The 23853-nt window shown below is 62.3% G+C and carries 21 protein-coding genes; 8 read left to right on the plus strand and 13 right to left on the minus strand.

Annotated features, from left to right (window positions below; all coding sequences use genetic code 11):
* Positions 1-114: 114 nt before the first annotated feature.
* A complete protein-coding gene (locus E8A46_RS00890) occupies positions 115-1419 on the plus strand; it encodes an FAD-dependent oxidoreductase (RefSeq protein WP_291556247.1) in 1305 nt (434 codons plus the stop codon).
* Positions 1420-1423: 4 nt separating this feature from the next.
* Here E8A46_RS00890 and E8A46_RS00895 read toward each other — a convergent pair whose 3' ends face one another.
* The 4 genes from E8A46_RS00895 to E8A46_RS00910 are packed head-to-tail and all read right to left on the minus strand — an operon-like array spanning position 1424 to position 6516.
* Positions 1424-3067, minus strand: coding sequence for an ABC transporter ATP-binding protein (locus tag E8A46_RS00895; RefSeq protein WP_291556212.1), 1644 nt, complete (start codon positions 3065-3067; stop codon positions 1424-1426).
* Positions 3064-3894: an ABC transporter permease gene (locus E8A46_RS00900; protein ID WP_291556214.1), complete on the minus strand. Its 831-nt coding sequence runs from the start codon at positions 3892-3894 to the stop codon at positions 3064-3066. Before E8A46_RS00900 ends, E8A46_RS00895 begins: the two co-directional genes overlap by 4 nt.
* A 3-nt stretch (positions 3895-3897) precedes the next feature.
* The gene (locus E8A46_RS00905; protein WP_291556216.1) at positions 3898-4875 is read right to left on the minus strand and encodes an ABC transporter permease; all 978 of its coding nucleotides are present in this window, start codon (positions 4873-4875) and stop codon (positions 3898-3900) included.
* 24 nt (positions 4876-4899) lie between these two features.
* Positions 4900-6516, minus strand: a complete 1617-nt coding sequence (locus tag E8A46_RS00910; protein WP_291556218.1) for an ABC transporter substrate-binding protein — start codon at positions 6514-6516, stop codon at positions 4900-4902.
* 300 nt (positions 6517-6816) lie between these two features.
* Here E8A46_RS00910 and E8A46_RS00915 point away from each other — a divergent pair, with 300 nt between their 5' ends.
* Positions 6817-7116, plus strand: a complete 300-nt coding sequence (locus E8A46_RS00915) for an HU family DNA-binding protein (protein ID WP_291556220.1) — start codon at positions 6817-6819, stop codon at positions 7114-7116.
* 248 nt (positions 7117-7364) lie between these two features.
* On the opposite strand, the gene E8A46_RS00920 is transcribed toward E8A46_RS00915, so the two are convergent.
* Positions 7365-8957 (minus strand): NAD-dependent malic enzyme, encoded by a 1593-nt coding sequence (locus E8A46_RS00920; RefSeq protein WP_291556249.1) that lies wholly within the window; start codon positions 8955-8957, stop codon positions 7365-7367.
* Positions 8958-9197: 240 nt separating this feature from the next.
* On the opposite strand from E8A46_RS00920, the gene E8A46_RS00925 reads away from it, so the two are divergent.
* The 3 genes from E8A46_RS00925 (at position 9198) to E8A46_RS00935 (ending at position 12439) form a co-directional block, all read left to right on the plus strand.
* Positions 9198-9728 (plus strand): flavin reductase family protein, encoded by a 531-nt coding sequence (locus E8A46_RS00925; protein ID WP_291556222.1) that lies wholly within the window; start codon positions 9198-9200, stop codon positions 9726-9728.
* A 325-nt stretch (positions 9729-10053) separates the two neighbouring features.
* Positions 10054-10641, plus strand: a complete 588-nt coding sequence (locus E8A46_RS00930) for a Rieske 2Fe-2S domain-containing protein (protein ID WP_291556223.1) — start codon at positions 10054-10056, stop codon at positions 10639-10641.
* A 67-nt stretch (positions 10642-10708) separates the two neighbouring features.
* Positions 10709-12439, plus strand: coding sequence for a methanol/ethanol family PQQ-dependent dehydrogenase (locus E8A46_RS00935; protein ID WP_291556225.1), 1731 nt, complete (start codon positions 10709-10711; stop codon positions 12437-12439).
* Positions 12440-12527: 88 nt separating this feature from the next.
* Here the strand turns inward: E8A46_RS00935 and E8A46_RS00940 are convergent, their stop codons facing one another.
* The 4 genes from E8A46_RS00940 to E8A46_RS00955 are packed head-to-tail and all read right to left on the minus strand — an operon-like array spanning position 12528 to position 15756.
* A complete protein-coding gene (locus E8A46_RS00940; protein WP_291556227.1) occupies positions 12528-12791 on the minus strand; it encodes a hypothetical protein in 264 nt (87 codons plus the stop codon).
* A gap of 39 nt (positions 12792-12830) precedes the next feature.
* Positions 12831-15149 (minus strand): molybdopterin cofactor-binding domain-containing protein, encoded by a 2319-nt coding sequence (locus tag E8A46_RS00945; protein WP_291556229.1) that lies wholly within the window; start codon positions 15147-15149, stop codon positions 12831-12833.
* A gap of 2 nt (positions 15150-15151) precedes the next feature.
* Positions 15152-15604 carry a (2Fe-2S)-binding protein gene (locus E8A46_RS00950; protein ID WP_291556231.1) on the minus strand — a complete coding sequence of 151 codons (453 nt, stop codon included), beginning with the start codon at positions 15602-15604 and terminating at the stop codon, positions 15152-15154.
* A 2-nt stretch (positions 15605-15606) separates the two neighbouring features.
* A complete protein-coding gene (locus E8A46_RS00955) occupies positions 15607-15756 on the minus strand; it encodes a hypothetical protein (RefSeq protein WP_291556233.1) in 150 nt (49 codons plus the stop codon).
* 425 nt (positions 15757-16181) lie between these two features.
* On the opposite strand from E8A46_RS00955, the gene E8A46_RS00960 reads away from it, so the two are divergent.
* Both E8A46_RS00960 and E8A46_RS00965 read left to right on the plus strand, forming a co-directional pair.
* The gene (locus tag E8A46_RS00960; RefSeq protein ID WP_291556235.1) at positions 16182-17894 is read left to right on the plus strand and encodes a PQQ-binding-like beta-propeller repeat protein; all 1713 of its coding nucleotides are present in this window, start codon (positions 16182-16184) and stop codon (positions 17892-17894) included.
* Between the two features lie 92 nt (positions 17895-17986).
* Positions 17987-18583, plus strand: a complete 597-nt coding sequence (locus tag E8A46_RS00965; protein WP_291556237.1) for a c-type cytochrome — start codon at positions 17987-17989, stop codon at positions 18581-18583.
* Positions 18584-18620: 37 nt separating this feature from the next.
* Here E8A46_RS00965 and E8A46_RS00970 read toward each other — a convergent pair whose 3' ends face one another.
* Positions 18621-19562 (minus strand): ankyrin repeat domain-containing protein, encoded by a 942-nt coding sequence (locus tag E8A46_RS00970; protein ID WP_291556239.1) that lies wholly within the window; start codon positions 19560-19562, stop codon positions 18621-18623.
* 141 nt (positions 19563-19703) lie between these two features.
* Positions 19704-21242, minus strand: coding sequence for a hypothetical protein (locus tag E8A46_RS00975; protein ID WP_291556241.1), 1539 nt, complete (start codon positions 21240-21242; stop codon positions 19704-19706).
* On the opposite strand from E8A46_RS00975, the gene E8A46_RS00980 reads away from it, so the two are divergent.
* Positions 21200-22123 carry a hypothetical protein gene (locus E8A46_RS00980; protein ID WP_291556243.1) on the plus strand — a complete coding sequence of 308 codons (924 nt, stop codon included), beginning with the start codon at positions 21200-21202 and terminating at the stop codon, positions 22121-22123. The two genes, E8A46_RS00975 and E8A46_RS00980, sit on opposite strands and share 43 nt — an antisense overlap.
* Positions 22124-22270: 147 nt before the next feature.
* On the opposite strand, the gene E8A46_RS00985 is transcribed toward E8A46_RS00980, so the two are convergent.
* Both E8A46_RS00985 and E8A46_RS00990 read right to left on the minus strand, forming a co-directional pair.
* On the minus strand, positions 22271-22828 hold the full coding sequence (locus E8A46_RS00985) for a PQQ-dependent catabolism-associated CXXCW motif protein (RefSeq protein WP_291556245.1): 558 nt from the start codon (positions 22826-22828) through the stop codon (positions 22271-22273).
* Positions 22825-23751 carry a substrate-binding domain-containing protein gene (locus E8A46_RS00990; RefSeq protein ID WP_363250821.1) on the minus strand — a complete coding sequence of 309 codons (927 nt, stop codon included), beginning with the start codon at positions 23749-23751 and terminating at the stop codon, positions 22825-22827. Before E8A46_RS00990 ends, E8A46_RS00985 begins: the two co-directional genes overlap by 4 nt.
* Positions 23752-23853 lie beyond the last annotated feature (102 nt).

A 23853-nucleotide genomic window follows, 5' to 3' on the forward strand; every position in this document is an offset into this window, starting at 1 on the left:
TTTCCCCGGCATGAATTGGCGTACTAAGCTAACCAGATCGATCCGGGGTCTGCAAGGCAACCAATTCAAGTGAGCTTCGGTTGGCTGGCGTCGATCGAACAAGAAAGGATCATGATGGATACCGCAAAGGTCCGCGCGCCCGACTCGCTGTGGGAGGCGGTGACTTCGGCCGGTCCCGCGCTGCCTGAACTCGTTGGCATGGCCGAAGCCGATGTCATCGTGATCGGTGGCGGCTTCACCGGCCTGTCGACGGCGCTGCATTTGCGCGAAGCAGGCGTTGATGTCGCGATCGTCGAAGCCATGGAGCCGGGCTGGGGCGCCTCCGGCCGCAACAATGGACAGGTGATCCCGACATTGTCACGACCCGACCCGGACGACATCGTGGCGAAGCACGGCGCGGCCGGGGAGCGTTTTGTTGGACTGTTGCGTGACAGCGCCTCGACGCTGTTTGATGTCGCGCGGCGCTATCAAATTCAGGCCGAGCAGGAACAAACCGGCTGGGTTCAGCCGGTGCACTCGCCCGGCCGCATCAGGATCGCGGAACGGCGGGTGCGGCAATGGTCGAAATTCGGTGCCGCGGTCGAACTGCTGTCCCGCGACCAGACCCGTCAGATGCTGGGATCGGATGCCTGGTTCGGCGGCTTCTGGAACAAGACCGGAGGCCACATCAATCCGCTGGCGTTGTCGCGGGGTCTTGCCCGCGTCGTGCTGGAGCGCGGCGGCCGGATTTACGCGCGTTCGCCCGCGACCGGTTTCGAACGGCAAAACAGCCGCTGGATCGTCAGGACGCAAAAGGGCGAGATCAGCGGCCGCGCCTTGATTTTGGCGACCAACGCCTATGGCGGCGAATTCTCGAAATCGCTGGCGCCCGATATCGCGCATGAAGTCATGCCGATACTGTCCTGGCAAATGGCGACGCAGCCGCTGTCTGAAATAGCGCGGGCGACGATCATTCCTGGCCGGCAGGCGATGTCCGACACCCACGGCGAACTCTACTTTGCACGCTACGACGCGCGGAATCGCCTTGTCACCGGCGGCGCCGTGATCGGTCCGGGCAACAAGGCGGAACGGATCAAGCATCGCGTGACGGAGCGCCTGCAGCGGCTGTGGCCGCAGATCGGGCCGGTCGAATTCGATTATGTCTGGAACGGCTATGTCGGAATGACCACCGATTTCCTTCCGCGCATTCATCGGCTCGGGCCCGACGCCTATGGCTGGACCGGTTGCAACGGTCGCGCGGTCGCGCTTTCGATCGCGCTCGGCGATCAGCTTTCCAGGGCCGTGCGTGGCGTTCCGGAACAGGATCTGGCGCTGCCGTTCTCCGATCCGGCGCCGATCCCCGCGCATGGTTTTTTGCGTCGAATTGCGCCTTTGATGCTGATGGTCTACCGGCGGCGCGACGCGCGCGAAATCGCCTGAAGGTTCAATCGGACGGCGGCAACGCTGCCTTGCGTCGCCTAGCGAGATCGGCGCCGGGTACCGAATCCAGCAGCGCGCGCGTGTAGGCGTGCTGAGGACGGTCAAAGACATCGCCGGCCAGCCCTTGTTCCACCACCTCGCCATCTTTCATGACAGCGACGAGATCGCAAATCTGCGCGGCCACCCTGAGATCGTGGGTAATGAAGATGATGGAGAGGCCGAGGCGCTGGCGCAATGCGGCGAGAAGCTTCAGAACCTGCGCCTGCACGGACACGTCGAGGGCTGAAACGGCTTCGTCCGCGACCAGGACCTGCGGGCGGAGCGCGAGCGCACGGGCGAGACCGATACGCTGACGCTGGCCACCGGAAAATTCGTGCGGAAAGCGGTCGCTGGCCGATGGATCGAGCCCGACCAGCTCGAACAGCTCCTTTGCACCGGCGATGGCCTTGGCCGGCGGGGTGCCGTGCACGATCGGGCCCTGCGCGACCAGATCCGCCGCCTTGCGGCGAGGGTTCAGCGACGCAAACGGATCCTGAAACACCATCTGAATATTCCGGGTTTCGGAGCGAACGTCCTTGCGCGACATTTTCGCCCAGTCCTTGCCTTCAAGGATGATGGCACCCGTGTCGGGATCGATCAGGCGAACGATACAGCGGGCAAGTGTTGATTTTCCGGATCCGGATTCGCCGACGATGCCGAGCGTCGCGCCCCGCGGCAGCCTGAGCGAAACGTTTTTCACCGCCGGCGTGACGCGGGCGCCTCGACCGAGAAATCCGCCGGTCCGGTATGTCTTCGAGATGTTGTCGATGGTCAGGATGGTGTCGTCGGATAATTGGCGCGGCGGCGGCGAAGTGAGGGGCGGGACGGCGGCCATCAACTGTCTGGTGTAGGGATGCTGCGGGTCGTGGAGAACCGAGGCGGCGTCGCCCTGTTCCACAATCGAACCGTGCTGCATGACGGCGACACGGTCCGCAATCTCTGCCACCACGCCGAAATCGTGCGTGATGAACAGAACCGCCGTCTTCTTGCGCTTCTGCAGATCCCGGATCAGGGTCAGGATCTGCGCCTGCGTGGTAACGTCGAGCGCGGTCGTGGGCTCGTCCGCGATCAGGAGTCTGGGATCGAGCGCAAGCGCCATGGCGATCATGGCGCGCTGGCGCTGGCCACCTGACAATTCGTGCGGATAGGCGCGCGCGGCGCCTTTCGGATCGGGGATGCGCACGTCTTCGAGCAGCGCCAGCACCCTGGCGCGGATCGCGGCGCTGGACAGGTCGGTATGGATCGAAAACATCTCGCCGATCTGACCGCCGATGCTACGCAACGGATTAAGCGCGGTCATCGGCTCCTGGAAGATCATCGCGATGCCGGCGCCGCGAACGCGCCGCATTTCAGCGCCAGTGGCCGCCGCCAGATCGCGGCCTTCAAACATCACCCGGCCGCCATCGATGGTTACCCCGCCCGGCAATAGCTGCATGATGGCGTTGGCCATGATCGACTTGCCGGACCCGGACTCGCCAACCACGCAGAGAATCTCGTTCGCAGCGATCGAGAGCGAAACGCCGGACAGCGCATGCGGTCGGTCGGCGCCGGAAGGCAGTCGCACGCTGAGTCCGTCGAGGGTCAGGATGGCGCTCGACGGCTCGCTCATCGCCCTCTGAGCCTCGGATTGAGCGCGTCGTTCAATCCCTGTCCTACCAGCGATACCGCGAGGACCGTCACCAGGATCGCGATGCCCGGAATCGCCGAGACATACCACTGAACCCGCAGCACATCGCGGCCGAGGCCAATCAAGTTACCCCAGGATGCAACGTTCGGGTCGGACAGGTGGAGAAAGGCGAGTGCGCTTTCGAGCAGGATGGCGACCGCCATGACCACGCTGGCATAGACGATGACCGGCGGCAACGCATTGGGCAAGATCTCGCCGACAATGAGCTGAATATCCCGCATGCCCAGGGTCCGCGCGGCCTGCACAAACTCGCGATTTCGCAGCGACAGGAACTCGGCGCGCGTCAGCCGGGCCGGCGCCGGCCACGATACCACGCCGACGGCGATGGTGACGGTGGTGAGCGTCGAGCCGAACACCGCGACCAGCACCAGCAGCAGAACGAAATTGGGTAATGTCTGGAACGCCTCGGTGATGCGCATCAGAACGTTGTCGATCCAGCCGCCATAGAAGCCCGCGAAGGCGCCGATCAGGATGCCGATGCCGATGGCGATGACGGTGGCGACGCCGCCGATCAGCAGTGAAATGCGCGCGCCATGGAAGATTTGCGCCGCGATATCGCGACCGGAATTGTCGGTGCCCAGCAGGAAACGCGGATTTGAAAACGGCCAGATCAGCGGCCGTCCGGCCAGCGCAAGCGGCTCGCGCGGAAAGATCCAGCCGGCGCTGATCGCCATCGCCACCACGACCAGCAGCAGCACCAGCCCGGTGACGGCGGCAGGACTTCGAAAGTAGCGTCTGGCCGTGTCCATGCCTCAACCCTCGGCCACAATGCGTGGATCGAGCCGCGCGTAGATCAAGTCGACGATGAAATTCACGGTGATAACCAGCAGGGCGGAGACGAAAACAATTCCCAGAAGCGTGTTGAGGTCGCGCTGGACCACGGATTCATAGGCAAGACGCCCCAGACCCGGCAGCGAAAAGACGCTCTCGACCACAACCGAGCCGCCCAGCATCGTTCCAGCCTGCAGTCCGATCAGGGTCACCATCGGCAGCAGTGCATTGCGCAGGACGTGGCGGGTTATCACCCGCGTCTCGTCGAGCCCCTTGGCGCGCGCGGTTCGCACATAGTCGAGATTGAGCACTTCAAGCATCGAGGCGCGCATGATGCGCAGATAGATCGCCAGAAAGATCAGGCCGAGTGTCAAGGTAGGCAGAACGAGGTGGCGCGCGATGTCGAAGGTACGCCCGATGCCGGTCTGAACCGCTCCGATGTCCTCGAAGCCGCCGGCCGGCAGCCACTGCAGATAGACCGAAAACACCACGATCGCCATCAACCCGAACCAGAATGACGGAGTGGCGTAAAAAATCAGGCCGGCGATTGAAATCACCGTGTCGGGCCATTTGTTGACGCCGCGCGCGGCAATGACGCCGAACACGAGCCCGAAGAAAAAGGCGAACGACAGCGACGCCGTCATGAGAAGCAGGGTCGGGGGAAGCCGTTCCACAATGACGACGGAGACCGGCTTGCCGTAGATCGAGGAGAAGCCGAGATCGAGCCGGACGAGACGCCAGAGATAATTGCCGAGCTGCACCGGAATTGAAAGATCGAGACCGTAGAACCTGCGCAGTTCCCGTGCGGTGGCGGCGTCGCCGCCGCCCATCTGCGCCATCATCGCATCGACCGTATCGCCCGGCGCAAATTGCAGCAGCAAAAAGATGCCGATCAGAATCAGGATCAATGTCGGAATCGAAGTGGCGAGACGCCGTCCCGCGAGTCTCAAGATACGCATCGGGACATCTTGGCGGATATTATCTCACGCGGAAAGCCAAAGATCATGCCAGCTGGCCGACCCCCAGCGGGGCGTATTCGAATGATTGCGCGCCTTGGCGCTGATCACGGTCACGAAGATCTGCTCGATCGGCATCCAGACCGGAAGCTCGGAGTTCACCTCCTTGACGAAATCGGCGTACAGCGCCTTTCGCTTCACGGGGTCGATTTCGGTGGCCGCGTCATCGATCGTCTTGTCGACGGCCGGATCCTGCCACCCCCACTGGTTGGTCCAGGGTGCCCCCTTGGGCTGGCCGGAACGGTACCACACCGTGGTCGAGATCGCGGGGTCGTTGCGGTATTGGTGCCAGCCGGTGGCGAGATCGAAGGCGTGGTCGTCATAGACCTGCTTGAGGAAGCCGCCGCCGTCGTTGCGCACGATGTCGACGGGGATGCCGACTTCCGACAGCGATTGCTGGATGAAGGTCGACCAAAGGGAGATGTCCTCCCCCCATGGCGCCGGAAGCAGGCGCAACGAGAAGCGGGTGCCTCCGGCGCCGGGTTTGAAGCCGGCTTCATCAAGAAGGGCGACCGCCTTTGCCTTGTCGTAGGGATATTGCGGCGTGTTCGGGCCCGGATAGAAATTCGTCGAGGTTGATGGAATCGGCCCGGTTCCGAGTTTGGCGAAATTGCCGAGAAAATTGTCGATGAAGAACGGCACGTTGATGGCGTGCGCAATGGCGCGGCGAACGCGGATATCCGACAGCTCCTTGCGGCGGAAATTGAATTCGATGGTGTTGGTCCGGGCATTGCCCTCGTTGCCTTTGGTCGAGACGATGAAGCGCTTGTCGTTGCCAAGTCGCGCCATGTCGGCAATCGTCAGGCCCGAGAACGGACTGTAGTGCAATTCGCCGGCTTCCATCTGCGCCGCCGCCGCCGCGCGATCGGTAATGACGCGCCAGACGATGCGATCGAGATAGGGTGCGTTTGGGCGCCAGTAATCCGCATTGCGGTCGGCGATGATGTACTGGCCGCGTTCGTATTTGACGAACTTGAACGGACCCGTGCCGACGGGGGCGAGATTGGTCGGGTTCTGCCTGATGTCGCCGGTTTCATATAGGTGCTTTGCCGAGATATAGCCGAGGTCCGGCAACGCACGCAGCAACAGGCTGAGCGGCATCGGCCGCTCGTAACGGAAGATCGCTGTCAGCGGATCGGGTGTGTCAACGCCGGTCAGAAAAAGCTGCAGCGTCGAGCCGTAGTTCAGGATCTTCTTCCACATCGCCATGGCGGTAAATTCGACGTCCGCCGATGTGAAAGGCTTGCCATCGTGCCAGGTGATGCCCTTGCGAAGCCTGAAGGTGACGGTCTTGCCATCGGGCGAAGCCTCCCAGCTCTCCGCGAGAACGCCGACGGGCTGGCCGTTGCCGTCCAGATCGACCAGATTTTCCTGGATTTTTCCGCCTATAATGTAGACTCCGGTGGAGGCTTGAATACTGGGGTTGAGCTGGCGCTGTTCGGCGCCATAGTGAACGTTGAACACACCGCCTTTGCGCGGCGTCTCCTGTGCAAAGGCCCGCATGGGGTTGATGATATCAGCGGCAATCGCAGCCGACGTCATCAGCGCGGTACGGCGATTGATCTCCAGACGCGTGAAACCCATCGAAAATCTCCTCAGCGCAGCCATTGGCGGCCACCCCTGTTGGGGGGCTGGGGGGCCTTGCCTAAGGGTACGACACAATCGCGGAGGGAGTCATTAATTGACACAAAACCGGTCAGTCTGGGACTGGCCAGCAAGATCGCCAGTCAATATAGAGGCCGGGAAGTGGCGTTTGCTGCTGGCCGGGAAGGTGTTTGAGCCGACTGGGCCCTTCAACAAAGCTGTGCAGATCGCGAAATGCCCTGCTTTTCAGGCGGATTCCGAAATAGTGTTCGGGACGCGAATCAACATGTGGGAGTCAAAATGGCAGTACAGATGACAAAGTCGCAACTGATCGAGAAGATCGCTGCGGAGAACGAAGTTGCAAAGAAGGACGTAAAGGGCGTTCTGGAGACGCTGGCGACGGTTGGCTACAAAGAACTCAAGAAATCTGGTGTGTTTCTGGTTCCGGGATTTGCGAAATTTGTGGTCGTCAAGAAGCCGGCCACCAAGGCGCGCAAGGGTACCAACCCGTTTACCGGCGAGCCCATGATGTTCAAGGCCAAACCGGCGCGCAAAATTGTCAGAGCACGCCCGGTCAAGGCGGCCAAGGACGCGGTGTGATAGTAACAGGCCCTTTTCCAGGGCCTGTTTGCTTTTGGTGAATGGCCGACCGGAAAGGCGCGGGCTTCGGCTGGCCGGGCGGGTGATCGCCGCGGCCGAACGGCGCCCACGAGTTCATCCCTGGCCGCCGGACGGATGCGATGCCGCCGTCGGCGAGCGCGGAGCGCGGCTGTCGCCAGACAGCACCGGCGGATCGTGATCGCGCGAGCGCTCGTCACCAAGCCCACAAAATCAGGTCGAATGTGCGCTCAATAGCGGGGGTGGTACATTTGCGACTCAATGAACGCCATCAGGTTGTTCGGCGCCGGCGCGGTCGCAAGTCCGCGCCTGTAGGCGACTTCGGCCACCGCCATCGCGATGTGCGCCGAGACCTCACGGATCCGCGGCAGCGCCGGATAGAGGCTGCCCTGCTCGATGTCGTCGGGGTTGACGAGATAGGCCAGCGTGTGCGCCGCCGCCATGAACATCTCGTCGGTCACCAGCCTTGATCCGCTGGCGATCGCGCCGAGACCGACGCCCGGGAAGATGTAGGAATTATTGCCCTGGCGCGGCACGAACGTCTTGCCGCCGAGGTTCACCGGATCGTAGGGGCTGCCACACGCGAACAGCGCGCGCCCCCCGGTATGGCGATAGGCTTCCTCGGCGGAGCATTCCGCCTTCGATGTCGGATTGGAGAGCGCAAATATAATCGGCCGATCGTTGATCTCGGCCATGGTCTTCAGCACGTCGGGGGTAAAGGCGCCGCCGACGGCGGCAACGCCGATGATCGCGGTGGGCCCGAGGGTCCGGATCGCGGTCAGGAAGTCGCCGATCGGCGGATGATCGTGGGCGTAGCGCAGCTTGTGATCGGTGAGGCCCGCGCGATTCTTCACGACCAGGCCGCGCGAATCCACGAGCCAGGTCCGCTTCAGAGCCTCGGCCTCGGATGCACCCTCCGCCATCATGGCGGAGACCACGAGGTCGGCGATGCCGGTCGCTGCTTCGCCTGCGCCAAGGAACAGCACTCTCTGCTCGGTCAGTTTGCCGCCGGTCACGCGCAACGCCGAAAACAGGCCCGCCAGCGCCACCGCGGCCGTTCCCTGGATGTCGTCGTTGAAGACATTTATCTTGTCGCGGTATTTGTGCAGAAGCCGAAACGCCGAATGATTGGCGAAATCCTCGAACTGGATCAGCACCCCGGGGAAGGCGGCGCGCGCAGCGTTGATGAATTCATCGACGAATTCGTCGTAGGCGGCGCCGGTCAGGCGCTTGCGGCGCAGGCCGATGTAATAGGGATCGTTGAGGAACTCCTCGTTGTTGGTGCCGACGTCCAGCATCACCGGCAGGCAATGCTCCGGGTGGATGCCGGCGCAGGCCGAATAGAGCGAGAGCTTGCCGACCGGAATGCCCATGCCGTGAGCGCCGAGATCGCCGAGGCCCAGGATACGTTCTCCATCGGTGACGACGATCAGCCTGGCCGGATACGGCCAGTTGGCCAAGAGCTCCGCGATCCGCCCGCGGTCGTTGGCGCTGATGAACATGCCGCGCGGCCGCTGGAAGATCAGGCCGAAACGCTGGCAGGCGAGGCCCACCGTCGGGGTGTAGATCAGCGGCTGGATTTCATCGATGTTGTCGCACACGACGCGGAAGAACAGCGCCTCGTTGCGATCGTGCAGCGAGTTGAGCGCGATGTATTTTTCCAGATCATTGGGCAGGCTGCGCAGATTGACCAGAACACGCGCGACCTGTTCCTCCATCGAGAGCACGTGCGCGGGCAGGAAGCCGCGCAATCCCAGCGCGTCGCGCTCGGCTTCCGTGAAAGCCGTCCCCTTGTTGAGCAGCGGGTCGCGCAATAGCGCCATGCCGCGCGGTGAATCGAAAGGTTGCGAACCGGGCTTGGCCCGGGCTGGCGCGGTCATGATGTTTCCCCGTAGGCAGTTTATTGGCTTGCAGCATCCGCCGGTTAAGGGAGGAAGCAGTTGACAGAGATCAAGCTAGGCGTGGCCTTCTTTGAGCACTCTCCGTCACATTTGGCAAGATTTCGCCATTGAAAGCAACGCGGACATCGCCGTTTCATAACGCTTGCCCGAGAGGATGCACTGATGAAAGAACTGGCTTTGGCGAAGGTCTATCAGTTGCTTGAGCCGGGCCCTGTCGTTCTGCTGACGACCGCCCGCCGTGGCCGCGCCAACGTCATGACGATGTCCTGGCACATGATGGTCGAGTTTGAGCCGCCGCTGGTGGCCTGCGTGGTCAGCAACGCCGATTACAGCTTCGCGGCGCTGCGGGCGACAAAAGAATGCGTCATCGCCATTCCGGCGGCGCACCTTGCACAAAAAGTCGTGGACGTCGGAAATTGCTCGGGCCGCGAAGTGGCGAAGTTCGAAAAGTTCGGCCTGACGCCGCTGAAGGCCAGGCGCGTGGCGGCGCCTTTGGTCGCCGAGTGCTTCGCCAATTTGGAATGCAAGGTGGTCGATGGCCATCTGGTGAACAAGTACAATCTGTTCGTTCTCGAAGTGGTGCAGGCCTGGACCGATCCCAGGCAACGCAATCTGAAGACCATTCACCATCACGGTTACGGCAAGTTCGCGGTGGATGGCACGACGATCAAGTTGAAGTCGAGAATGCGATGAGAGGCTGCTCTCGAATCGGTTGCAACCGATATCGAACTGTTGGCGTGAAGGTGAGGCGCCGCCGGTCCGGAAGCTTCAAGGCCTTTCCATAACGCGCTGCACAAACTCGAAGCCGTTTGAGCTGACATGCGAAATGCGCATGACATGTTTTTCTATAGCTGTGTTCAGATCAAACGATGACCCTTTGGGAGCGCGGATCCCTGTCTGGGTGAAAAATGGAGGAGGGCGCATGATAAAGATTATCTGTTGCCTCTTTTTCGGCCGAGTTCCGCCGTTCAGTATGCGCCGTATCTGAATCAGTCACCGTATCAAACCCGAGACGACCATGTCATCGTCTTCAGATCAAACGCGGCGCACGCTCATCCTGGCAGCTCTGGCGACGGGCGTCGCGGCGTCGACGCCTGCCGCCGCCGACGACGATCAGCCGGGCAGCGACGAGCGCCCTCAAAAGGGTGACGTTCTCGTCTTCTCCGAAGGTGAGCATACAGGTGAAGTCATCAAGCCGCAGGATCTAAGGCTGGGCGGGCCGCCGGTGCGGGCGTGGCCTAAGGATCCGACAACCTCGGTGATCCGCAAGGGTTCACGGTTGAACGAGATACTGGTCGTCAAACTCGATCCAGCCGAACTTGACGACGAGACGCGCGCGCGTTTCGCGGACGGCTTCGTGGCCTATTCGGCCATATGTACCCACGCTGGCTGTCCGGTGACGGCCTGGGTGAAGGAGACAGCGGGCGACAAGGACGTCTGCAAATGCGTTTGCCATAATTCCGAATACGACCCCCGGCAGGGTGCTCAAGTCGTGTTCGGACCGGCGCCGCGGCGTCTGGCGGCGCTTCCGCTGGCGACCGCCGGCGGTTCGCTCACGGTAGCTGGAACATTCGTTGGAAAGGTGGGCGCACAGCAAGCAGGGTGAAGCCGGCCCGCATCGGATTCCGCATAACCATAATCGGCTGCAAAAAACAAACAGGGAGGTAACGTCTATGACCAAGAAGCAATGGCTATTGTCGGGCCTGGTCGCGTCCACGTGCCTAATCTCAATCAGTGCCGGCGCCGGCCCGATCGAGAATTACAGCCCGGTGACCGCCGACCGCCTGAACAATCCCGAACCCGGCAACTGGATGCTCTATCGCCGTACCTATGATGGGCAGGGCTATAGCCCGCTCGATCAAATCAACACCTCCAACGTGAAAAGCCTGACGCCGGTGTGGACCTTCTCGACCGGTGTTGTTGAGGGGCACGAGGCGCCGCCGATCATCAACAACGGGGTGATGTTCGTGGCAACGCCGATGGGGCAGGTGATCGCCCTCAACGCCAAGACCGGCGATGAGTACTGGCGATATAAACGCCAGCTTCCCGACGATCTCTTTCAATTGCATCCGACCAGCCGTGGCGTCGGCTTGTGGCAGGACAAGCTCTATCTGGCCACCACCGACGACCATGTGGTCGCGCTCGATGCCAAAACCGGCAAAGTGGTCTGGGATACCAAGGTTCAGGACTACAAGAAGGGCCAGTATCTGACCCTGATGCCGCTGGTCGTCGATGGAAAGGTGATCGTCGGCGGCTCCGGCGGTGAATTCGGCGTGCGTGGTTACATCGTCGCGTTCGACGGCAATAGTGGCAAGGAATTGTGGCGGACGTTCACCATCCCGGGTGAGGGTGAGCCGGGTCACGAGACCTGGAGTGGCGACGACTGGAAATCGGGCGGCGGATCGGCCTGGATGACAGGCAACTACGACGTCGACACCAAGACGATCTATTGGGGCATCGGCAACGCGGCGCCCTGGCCGGGCGCCACTCACCCCGGCGACAATCTCTACACCAGCTCAGTGCTCGGGCTCGATCCCGACAGCGGCAAGATCAAGGCGTTCCACCAGTACCATCAAAACGATTCCTGGGATTGGGACGAGGTCGATGCTCCGATGCTGATCGACCTGCAAAGGGAGGGTCGCTCGTTCAAGAGCCTGATCCATCCCGGGCGCGACGCGATCTTCTGGATACTCGAGCGCCAACCGAACAAGATCAACTATGTAGCCGGCTGGCCCTTTGTTCAGACCGATGTCTGGAAAGGCATCGAGGCCGAGACCGGCAGGCCGATTGTCGACCCGGATCACAAGCCGGTCGTCGGCAAGCGGGTCGAGTTCTGTCCGTCATTGTGGGGCGGCAAGGATTGGCCGTCGGCGGCGTATAGTCAGAGGACCCACTTCGTCTACGTTCCGGCCAACGAGAATTTCTGCGGCGGCTTTACCGGCGAGAAGGTGCCGCTGGTTCCCGGTCAGCTCTGGCTCGGGACCAAGCCCGAAGATATCGGCCTGAAGGCTCGTCCCGGGGCCGATCATTTCGGTGAACTGCAGGCATGGGATCCCGCCACCGGAAAGAAGGTCTGGTCGCATAACTTCCCGAAATCGCAGCTGTTTGGCTCGGTGACGGCGACCGCCGGCGATCTCGTGCTGGTGGGGGGGACCAATGACCGCATGTTCCGCGCCTTCGATGCGAAGACCGGCGAACTGCTTTGGCAGCAAAAGACCAACTCCGGCATCATGGGCATGCCGATCGCCTATGAAGTCGACGGGACGGAATACATCGCCGTCCAGTCGGGCTGGGGCGTCGACGCGCAGCGCATCCAGGACGCCTTGGCGACCGGCAATAATGTCGGTGTCGAGAATAACGTGCCGCAGGGCGGCGTCGTCTGGGTGTTCGCCGTCAAGAAGTGATCGGCGGATAGGTAGTTCAAGCTTCGGGAAAGGGCGGCGGACCGATGTCCGCCGCCCTTTCCTCTGGTCCGCCGATCGTTCAGGCGAACTACTTGCCCTTGGTATCGACCTTCTGTTTCTCGTCTTCGTTCATCTTCTTGACGCCGGCGTCCTGGTTGGTCGCGCCGGTGGTCTCGGTCCGCGTGGCCGCCGGACTGTCGTTGGGCACCGACGATTGCCCCGGCGGCGTTTTCGCGGGTCGCGTGGCCGTGGTGTCGGGCGGCTGACCTGCCTGGGCAGCCGCTTGCTGGAGGCCTGAAAGAAGCAGGCCCGGGACCAACACCGCCAACGCTGTCACCTTGCTGTGCATCATGGCTTCCTCGTCAAACCACTTGAACGCGCAACCCCCCTCTCAGGTTTCAAGCTGCTTGCCGATTGGCAACGCCCGGATGCGTTTGCCGGTCGCCGCGAAGATGGCGTTGACCAGCGCTGGAGCAAACGGCGGCACGCCCGGTTCCCCGACCCCGCTTGGCGGCGTGTCGGCGGCGACGGGAACGATATGCACGTTGGTGATGAGGGGAGCCTCGTCCATCCGGACCACCGGGAAATTGTCGAAATTGCCCTGTTGCACCTTGCCGTCCTTGAAGGTGATCTCGCCGTATTTGGCGAGACTGAGCCCCATGATCGCGGCGCCCTCGATTTGCGACTGGATTCGTTCGGGGTTGACGAACGTGCCGCAGTCGATGGCGGTATCGACCCGGGGGATGCTGAGCTTGCCCTTGTCGTCGACGGCTACTTCGACGATGGTCGCGATGTAGCTGACGAAGCTGCGATGGACGGCAATCCCGAGGCCGTGTCCCTTCGGTACCGATCGTCCCCAGCCGCCCTTGTCCGCGACGAGCTCAACGACACGGCGCAGACGCCCGGTATCGATCGGATAGCTATCGAACGGCTCGCCATAGTTCCACGGGTCCTTGACGGAATCGAGCTTGACCAGACGCGGAGAGCCGATGAGCTCGAGCAGCATGTCCTTTTGGTCGCGATTGGTGGCGTGGGCAAGTTCGCCCACCATGGACTGGACCGCAAAAGCGCGCGGGATGTTCGACACCGAGCGGAACCAGCCGATGCGGGCATGCGCGGCGGCTTCGGGATTTTCGCATTGAATATTGGCAATCTCGAACGGCATGTCGATGAGCCCCATGCCGAGTTCGAAGGGAGCCGCGTGCACCGCATTGGCTGCGAAAGTCGAGGCAATGGTCGGCGCGACGCTGCGGTGCCGCCAGGCGATCACCTTGCCGCTCTTGTCGAGACCGGCCTCGATGCGTTCCACCGAAACCGTGTGCAGGAAGTCGTGGCGAAGGTCATCCTCGCGCGTCCACTGCACCTTCACCGGCGCGCCGATCGCCTTTGAAATCAAGGCTGCCTCGAGCGCAAAGTCGCACTTCGATTTGCGCCCGAAACCGCCTCCCAGCAGCGTGACATTGACGGTCACGTTATCCTCGGGGATTCCCAGGGTTTTTGCGGCGTCTTCCCGTGTTCCGCCGGGACTCTGCACGGGCGCCCAGATCTCGGCCTTGCCGTCCCTGACATTGGCGACCGCGACCGGGGTTTCCATGCTCACATGCGCCAAATGCGGCAGGTAGTATTCGCCGACGATCACCTTGTCGGCGCCCTTCAGCGCGCCGTCGACGTCGCCCTCCTTGCGCACCACCAGGCCCGGCTTGCGCGCGGCTTGCTCGAGTTCGCTCCGATAGGCCACCGAGTCGTACTTGCCGTTGGCTCCGTCGTCCCAGACGATCTTCAGCGCGTCGCGTCCCTTGATGGCCGCGCCGGTATTGCGCGCGATCACCGCGACGCCGCCGAGCGGCTGGAACTTGGACGGCCACGGCCAACCCTGCACCTCCATGACCTTCTCGACGCCGGAGACCTTCATCGCATCGGTTGCATCGAACGATACCAGCTTGCCGCCCGTGACGGGCGGCCGCGCGATCACGGCATACTTCATGCCGGGCAGGCGGGTATCGCTGCCATATTGCGCCGTGCCGACGGTAATATCGCGAAGGTCGACGATGCTGACCTGACCCTTGCCGAGATACCGAAAGTCCTTCGGGTCCTTTAACTTCAGGCTCCCGATGCTCGGCACCGGTTCCTTGGCGGCATCGGCAGCCAGCTCGCCGAATCCGAGACGGCGGCCGCTGGCGGAATGAACCACCTCATGGTTTACCGCCTTGACCTCGGTCACCGGCACGCCAAGGCGTTTGGCGGCCGCAGCCTCGAGCATGACGCGTGCCGACGCGCCGATCTCGCGCATCGGCATCAGATAGTGCCGTGTGCTACGCGATCCATCGGTATCCTGATTGCCGAATTTGACCTCGTCGCCATGCGCCTGCGCGACCTTGACGCGCGACCAGTCGGCTTCCATTTCCTCGGCGACAACCAGCGGCAGGCTGGTGCGCACACCCGTTCCCATTTCGGAACGGTGCGCAACGATCGTAACCGTCCCATCGGATGCGATCGCAACGAAGACGCGCGGGTCGACCACCGTGCCGTGTGGCATCTTTCCGGCACCGGTCTCATAAGCGGCAAAAGCCTGGCGTGAAGTCACAGGCGCGGCCAGTACCAGGCCGCCGGCGATGCCGAGGCCCGTGAGAACGCTGCGACGGGAGATTTTTTCGATTCCGATGCGGCCCTCGATGCCGCGAAGTTTATGCGGGCGTGTGATGATGTTCATGGTCAGACCCCCGTCGAAGCGAGATGGACCGCGTTTTCGATACGCTGATAACAGCCGCAGCGGCAGATATTGCCCGACATGGCTTCGCGTATCTGATCGTGGGTTGGCTTTGAATTGTCCAAAAGCAGGGCCGCCGCCTGCATGATCTGCCCGGCCTGGCAATAGCCGCATTGCGGCACGTTGACCTGGCGCCAGGCTTTCTGAACCGCGTGGTCGCCCGTGGGGTGAAGGCCTTCGATCGTCGTGACCTCGCGGTTGACGACGTCGGAGACCGAGGTGATGCAGGACCGCACCGCCTCCTTGTCCACGATGACGGTGCATGAACCACAGAGAGCCTGACCGCAGCCATATTTCGTGCCCGTCAGTCCGATTTCGTCACGTAGAAACCAGAGTAATGGAAGGTCCGGGTCGCCGTCCCAGTTTCGTTCCTGGCCGTTGATTTTCAACTTGATCATGATCAATCCTCGCTCTTCATAAGCTGATGATGTTTTCGGCGTGAGCCAGAACATGTTTCCCAAAACCGCTCAACGCCGTTGCTTTTGCTGGCATCCTGTCGCGTAAAACGAGCCTTGCCGAGAAGCCGCAGATAATCTGTGTCGGCGGTCATTGCCTTTTTCTGAGACGCATTGTTGGCAAATTTATTTGGCGAAAGCTGGGCCCCGTTCGGAACGCCGTTGGGTTTGGTCAGCCATCCTTACATAGCATTCCCATTGCAATCGACTTGCGTCTCGCGCGCGGCGATTGTGACCGGCCGCAATTGACTGCGGGCGGTGACTCATGAAGCGCGTGTTGCGGCGCGAAGGCCCACGAGCGCCGCCGTCGAACGGGAGCGCGCAGCGGAGTGGGCAGACCCGCATGGCGGCCATGCATGCGGCATCAGCCGGGCGTGTGGAAGAAAGCGCAAGCGACGGCGCTCGTGCGCTTTCTCGTTTTTTCCTTGTCAAAGCCAGTCCGATCGGGCCAGATTGAGCGGTATCGGCGTGGCTTCAAATACGCCGGTCGAAGTCAACAAGAATAATTTGGGGCGGAAACATGAATAAATTTTCGATTGCGTGCGCCGCATTGCTCGGCGCGACCGGCTTGCTGGCTGGGCCAAGTTTTGCGCAGCAGGAAGTCAAACAGGAGGCCAAGTCGACATCGGGGCAGGCGAAAGTTTCGCCGGTTACTCAAGCTCAGCTCAATGCAGCCGACAAGAGCACCACCAACTTTCTGCTGACCAATGGCAACTATGCCCAGACGCGCTTTTATCCGGCCAAGCAAATCGACCGCGATAACGTCAAGAACCTGCACGTCGCATGGATATTCCAGACCGACGTCAAGGAATCGCTGGAAACCTCGCCGATCGTCGTCGATGGCGTCATGTACGTCACCACGTCGTTCAGCCATGTCTATGCGCTCGACGCCAAAACCGGCGTGCAGCTCTGGCACTATAATCACAAGATGGGCCTGGTAACGACCTACTGCTGCGGTCCGAACAATCGCGGCGTCCAGGTTCTCGGCGACCTCGTCTACCTGGCCACGCTCGATGCCAAGCTGGTGGCGCTGAATGCCAAGACAGGCGATGTCGTCTGGAAGACCGATATCGCCGATCCCGAGCTCGGTTACAGCGAGACCATGGCTCCGACCGTCATCAAGGACAAGGTTCTGATCGGAACCAATGGCGGCGAATACGGCATCCGCGGCTTCGTCAAGGCCTACGATGCGAAGACCGGAAAATTGATCTGGACGTTCAATACGATACCGGAGAATAGCGTCGGCGTCTGGGCGACCAAGGACGCGACCGGCCGCGACATGCACCGCAATATCCAGGCTGAAAAGGACCAGCTCGCCAAGACCGGCGATCCCTACCAGAAGCTGGGCGGCGGCGTATGGCAGAATCCGGCGATCGATCTGGCGACCAACCGGATCTATTTCGTGGTCGGCAATCCGTCGCCCGATCTCGACGGTTCGGTTCGGCCAGGCGACAATCTCTATACGAACTCGCTGGTGTCGCTCGATCTCGATACCGGAAAATATGTCTGCCACCTTCAATACATCGCCCACGACGTGTGGGATCTCGATGCCGTTAGCCCGACGGTGCTGGTGGACGTCAAGGGCAAGGATGGCAAGACCATCCCCGGCGTGCTTCATGCCGGCAAGACCGGTCACATCTACGTTCATGACCGCAAGGATTGCAGCCTGATCCGCTTCTCCGAGGCGATGGTGCCGCAGGAGAACATGTGGGTGCTGCCGACCAAGGAAGGCGCGCGCATGCTGCCGGGCGCCAATGGCGGCGTCGAATGGTCGCCGATCGCCACCGACCCGGGGCAGGGGCTTGCCTATGCCATCAACCTGCACCAGCCGATGACCTACCAGGTCGAGAACTCGCCGTACCCGAACGGCAAGTTGTGGCTTGGTGGCGCCTTCAAGGCGATCCCGGGCGAGGCGCAGGCGGGCAACATCACCGCGGTTGATTACAACACCGGCAAGATCAAATGGCAGGTCAAGACGCCGGAGCCGATGATCGGCGGCATTCTCGCCACCGCTGGCGGTCTTGTTTTCACCGGTGAAGGCAACGGCAAGTTCGCGGCCTACAATTCGTCCAACGGCAAGGAATTGTGGAATTTCCGCGCCGGTGCGGGCGTCAATGCGCCGCCCTCGTCCTACATGGTGGGCGGCAAGCAATACATCGTGGTCGGCGCGGGCGGCAACACCCAGGTCGACTTTCACCGCGGCAACAACATCATCGCCTTCTCGCTCAACTGAGCGAACAGGCGATCCTCGAACGATGGAGCGGGGCCGCTTGCGGTCCCGCTCTTTTCGATTAGTGTCGTCATGCCCTCCACCGGATCGGATCAATGCGCGGGAAATTCAGTTTCGGCGTTTGCGGCATCGCTGCCCTCGCTGCCCTATCGATCGCCTGCATCACGCCGCTGCGCGCTCAAAGCGCCCAAAGCATCGAACAAAAGACCCAGGTCTGCGCCGCCTGCCACGGCGCGGATGGCAAACCGGCCGACAAGACGATTCCCGTCATTTGGGGACAGCAGGCTGGCTACCTCTATATCCAGCTGCGCGATTTCAAGCGGGGTGACCGCAAGAGCGACATCATGCAACCGATCGCTTCATCGATGGAGCGCGACGAGATGCAGGCGATCGCCGAATATCTCGCGCAAAAGCCGTGGCCCGATCTGGGCCAGCCGCGCGCGTCAAAGGACGTTGCGGACCGCGCTTCGAACGCCAACCGCTCGATTGGCTGCACCGGCTGCCATCTCGATCAGTTTCAGGGCGACGGAACGATTCCCAGGCTGGCGGGCCAGAGCAGGGAATACCTCACAAAGACCATCGCCGACTTCCGCAGCCGCGCCCGCGGCAACAATCCGGGCATGACGGATTTGATGCTCGCCACCGCGCCCGACGACCTTGCGGCGCTGGAGGAATATCTGTCGGGTCTGTAGCGGCCCGATGCAGTCCAGCCAAATCAGACCCGTCGTATCAGCGCGGGGTCAGGCGTTCGCGCAGCGAAGACAGCACGGTCAGGTCCGCGGCGCGTTTCCCGGCCTTGTCCTTCAGCTCCGGATCGGCGCCGCGTGCCAGCAACAGATTGGCGATTTCCGCGTAACCGCCTTCGGCGGCAATCATCAGGGCGGTCCGGCCGCGGTCATCCCTGTCGTCGATAGGCGCGCCATGGTCCAGGAGAAAGCCGACGACCTCGACCGCTTGCGCTTCCGGGGCGTGTTCATCCGGGCCCGACGCCCACATCAGCAAGGTCAGGTCATTCGGGTAGCGGGCGTTGATATCGATATTTCGCGCCAGCAACCGCTTCACGATGTCGAGCCGCGCGCCGGCTGCCGCATAGACGATCGGCGGCTTGCCGGTTTCGTCGGGCGCGCAATCGTCGGCTCCGTGGGCCAGCAATGCTTCGACGATCACGTCGTTGCCGGCAAAGGCGGCCGCGGCGATCGGGGAGATCCCGCTGCGTCCGGTGAGTTTGACGTCGGCTCCGCGCTCGATCAGCCGTTGCGCGATCGAGATATGACTGCCTTCGGCGGCAAAATATAACGCGGTGGCCCCGGCGAGATTGCGGGCATCGATCGGTGCGCCGTGCGCCAGCAGAAGATCGACCATCCTGGGATGGCCGGACTTCGCGGCGTGACTAAGCGGTCGGGCACCAAGCCGGTCACGCGCGTCGACCGACGCGCCCTGGTCGAGCAGTTTCGTCGCCAGGTCGATGCAATTGGCGTCGACCGCGGAAAACAGCGTCAACGACACTTCCATCGCGGTAATCTGCGGTTTGGCAATCTCAAATCGGCGGGAGAGCCCCTGGCAGCGCTCGGGCTCCGCGGCGCGCGCGGCTGAAGCGGCGACCATCGCGCCGGTGACGACCAGGCACCATGCAACGAGATGGCGATACACAGCGGCCTTTCCCGGGGGCAAGTTTGTTTCCTTTGCATGGCGACCGAAACCATCAGGGTGGCACGGCCGCCCGCCGATGCCAAGAAGCGGCAGGATTTCAGACGGAAAAATGGATTCCGTATCGCGCCACGGCAACGCAGCTCGCCGCCGGTTGAATGCCCGTTATCGGCATGCATTGTTTCCGGCTTCCGGAATCGCCAGAAAGGTGATCGTGGCTGGTGCGAACGTCACGGTGGCGGCGGTGGTTGGAACGCCTTCGATGGCCGGCAGTTCATCGCCGGCGGAAAGTGCCAGCGGGTTGCCGTTCAGCCGGACGCGTTGGTCGAGCAGGTTCGCGGCGTCGAGCGTGTAGCGTAGCGACGCCGCCGCAAGCCTGAGCGTGTGCGGCGCGTCGCGGTCGTTGTTGATCACCAGAAGCGCCACGCCGCCGGGCTTGCCTCTTTGACAATGGGCGTAGACGTGAAGTCCGGATGGGACCGGCAGGCCGGCCTCGAGCACGACGGTGCCCATCAATTGCCGCCATAATAATGCGCCCCAGTAATTCGGCCGCGGCGCCAGCGTTGTTTCATCAAGCAAGCCATAATCGCTTGCCGCGAGCGTGTTGTGCATGACGATTTGAACGCCCGCTCTCGCCAGTCGGCCGAGCTGATCGAGATACCGGAACGTATCCAGGAAACTCGAGGCCCAGGGGTTTCCGCCGCAGGCAGCCTCCGCGGTTTCGGTGAGCCAGATCGGCTTGCCGGGTGCGAGGCTGCCGCGAAGCGCCTGATAGAAGGCCAGGGTCTGCCCGGTGCGCGAAAGCCAGTCTTCGGAAAGCGCCGCTTCCGGCTTGCTTCCGCCGCTGCATCGTTCCGACAACGTCCCATAGTAGTGGTAGGAAACGACATCGACGCCGGAAGCGGCGAGCAGGTCGGATGCCATTGCAGGCTCGCCGATCGTGCCGGGGCCGGCGATCATCGTCTCGGGCGCCGCCCGCCGCATGAACGCGCGGAACAAGCTGAAGTCCCGCCGATAGGCGGTGGCGTCGTAACCTGCGGGTGCGCCGCCCATCTCGGCGAGGTTGGGTTCGTTCATGAATTCGGCGGCGGCGATGCTGCCCCCGATCGAGCGGGTGAAGCCGATGAGGCGGTCGGCCTGGTCCGGCTTCCAGACGCCGACGGCGTCGCGGGCGCCCGGGCTTACGGCGAACGACGTCATAATCGGCGCGTCCACCGAACGCGAGAAATCGACCACGCCGCGCCATTGCCGCCGGGTCAAAACGCCGTTGAATCCCGTTGCAGGTGCCGACGGCGCGTCGTCCGAATCCGCAAAGTAGGTGCTGTTGGCCCAGGTGCCGCTGACGCGCAGATAGGCGGGCGCCAGCGCCGCCGCGAGCTTTCGCAACCGGGCATTGGCCAGATCAATCGGCGGCCGGTATTGATACAGGTTGGAATCCATTCCCGGCGGTGTGTCCGATCCGGATCGCGGCGGCTGTGTGGGCGGCACCTCCAGTTTCGATCGATAAGGGCGCCAGAATTTTCCGCCGGTGACTTCGATCATCTCGATGTTATAGGACTGGAAGCGCTCGCTGATCGTGCCGATGCGAGCCAGGCTCGAAGGGGTGACGGACGGTGCGTCGGTCGGGGTTCCCGCACCGGCCTGCGCGAGCAGCAGGGCGGATGCCAGCAAGCCGCACAGCCCCGCGCCGATACCATGGCGCACGCGGCGATGCTCGCTTGTTTCCGGCGATACGCCGGCGGAGCGGCTCGCTCCGTATCGTCCAGTTGAAGGCAAGGAACATTCCCAATTTGCCTGAATTTAGCTTACGACAGGCCCAGGCAGTTCGAATATATTTCCTCCACGCTTGGTCGTCCGCGGGGCAGCGGCGAATCCGGCCCGGCAGGCGCCGGCGGGCCGTAAAGCAAGAAGGCGGTTGGTGGCTCTCAGGGAGGCACGTCGTGGCTGTTTTGACGCGTGGGTTTTTTTGCTGCGCCCTGGTGGCGATGGCCACCTGCTGGATGCGGCCGGCCTCCGCGCTCGACCCGCGTTATCCGGACTGGCCGTGCCAGCAATTGAAGGTGCCGGGAATTGCGATCGCCAATGTCTGGAACGGCCCCCCGATTGATCCAACCGACAAGGCCATCTCTTCGGACCCGAAGCAGGCAGAACTTGTCGCGCGTCTCGCTGCTCGCCGCACCTCCATCGAGGATGCGCGGAAACTGATCGCGGACTATATCGTCGGTACCCCCGAGCAAAAGCAGGAAAAGGCGAAGCCACTGTTTGCCGCATTGTATTCGACGCTCAATGCGCAACGCGATCAGGTGATGAACGGGATCGAGCGCTTTTCACGCAAGCAGAAGGCCATGGCGGAGGACATCCGCGAAAAGGCCCAGAGGATGCGCCGGATCCAGGATGCGCAAAACGCCGATCAAGCCCAGAGCGATGACCTCGCCAGTCAGTTGTCCTGGCAGACGCGGATTTTTGAAGACCGACGAAAATCGGCTTCGTATGTGTGCGATGTGCCCGTGCTGATCGAAAAGCGGTTGTTTGATCTGGGCAGGGCGGTCCAGGACGGCCTGCAAGCCGACGCGCCGGCGAATTAGGGAATTTCCGGAAAGAGCGTTTTCCAGCGAAGCATGCTCTCGGACTTGATCCGGAGGTGGGTGCCGGTTCGCGTAAGGAAAACGCGTCAAATCAAAAAGCTAGAGCCTCCGTTTCGGTTCAATCGGAGCGGAGGCTCTTAGACCGGTTTACTCGCCCGGACGCGGTTCTGGCGTGGCATCCTGCAGCGGAAGGCCGGCCACGCGCCACCCGTCGGTGCCCTCGGGATACCACACCACCTCGGAATAGCCGAGCAACAGCGCGCGCCTGGCCGCGTTCCACGACATCCAGCAATCGGCGAGACAATATAAGACCACCGCTCTGGCGTGATCGCCGTTTGTCGCTTTCTCCAGGCCCTTTAGGAAATAGTCGGCCATACTGGGCGCGAGTTCGCCGTAGCCGGTGTCAGGCAACCAGATGCTGCCCGGAATATTGGGCCGCGGCTGGTCGCGCCACAGCGTTCCCTCGGGCAGGTTCCGCGGTCGCGGCGGCCTTGGCAGCACATCGACAAAGGCAGCCGAATGGCTGCGCCAGATCGTTTCCGCCTCGTCAGTGCCGATGACCCTGGCGCCACGCAAAGTAGCCGGCGTCGGCGAGCGATAATCCTGGAGGCGATAACCCTCCGGCTCGGTTACCTCGGCGGCTGCGGCCTCCACGGCGGCAAACAGCAACGCGATCAGCGCGAGACGGGCGGCGGCCTTGATCATGGCCGCTTGGAGAGTGTCTCTGGCGTGATGGGCATATTGGTCTCGTCCAATATGGGGATATTATAGCTGATCAGCAGCTTGTTGATCTCAGGCTGGTTTTCCATGATGAGGCGATTGAGCGTGCGTTTCCACTCCTGGTCCGTTGCGCGGACCGCCATGCCGATCCGATAGGTCATTTGCGGACCCGTCGTTTCCTTGGTCAATGGCACGACGGTCATGGGCGGGTTGGCCTGCTTTGCGTAATAGCCCGCCATCGGTCCCCATAATATGCCGCAATCGATATCGCCGTGGGCGAGGTCGTCCATCATGGCCTGCGCCGAGGAATCCGCGCGGGTATCGATGAACAGCGGGTAGGATTTGGCGCGGGCCAGAAGGCCGTTCATCGCCATGTTGGTGCTGGGAGGAGTCCTCGCAACAATGCCGATCCGCTTGTCCTTGAGTTTGGGATCGCTGATCGCGGTCACATCTTCGAGACCGCTGCCTGGCTTGACGACCAGCGCATAGGTCGTCCGGTAGTAGGGGACAGTGACCTGCGCCTGGTCGTCGCCTTGGGGAAATCCCATGATGATATCGCATCGGAACGAGCCCAGCGTCATCCGGACGAAACCGGTTGCCTGCGGGAAGTAGGTGTAACTGAGCTTCTTGCCAAGCTTGGCGGCAAAGAGTTCGGCAAGCTTGTTTTCGAATCCCTCGCCCTTTTCGTTGGAGAACGGCAGATTGCGCGGATCGCCACAGGCGCGAAAGACGTCGGGGTCGACAAGTTCGAGTGCGCCCTTGTCGCTGGCCTGGGCGCGAGCCTCCATGGACCAGACGGCGGCAAGTCCGCATATCAGGGCGCCGGCCAGGGCAGGCAGGATGATCGCGGGACTCTTCGATACGCGAGGCATCGGCGTGAGAAATTTTTCGGCTTGTGCTTTGGTCATTTGATCCCCGTGCAACTGGTTTCGGCGGCCTTGGCGGCGTCCGGCTTGTCTTCGTGTTTGGGCGGACGGCCGCCCGGAATGGCGTCGCTGGCGCGCGCCCGC

Source organism: Bradyrhizobium sp. (assembly GCF_004799445.1).
Taxonomy (GTDB): Bacteria; Pseudomonadota; Alphaproteobacteria; order Rhizobiales; family Xanthobacteraceae; genus Bradyrhizobium.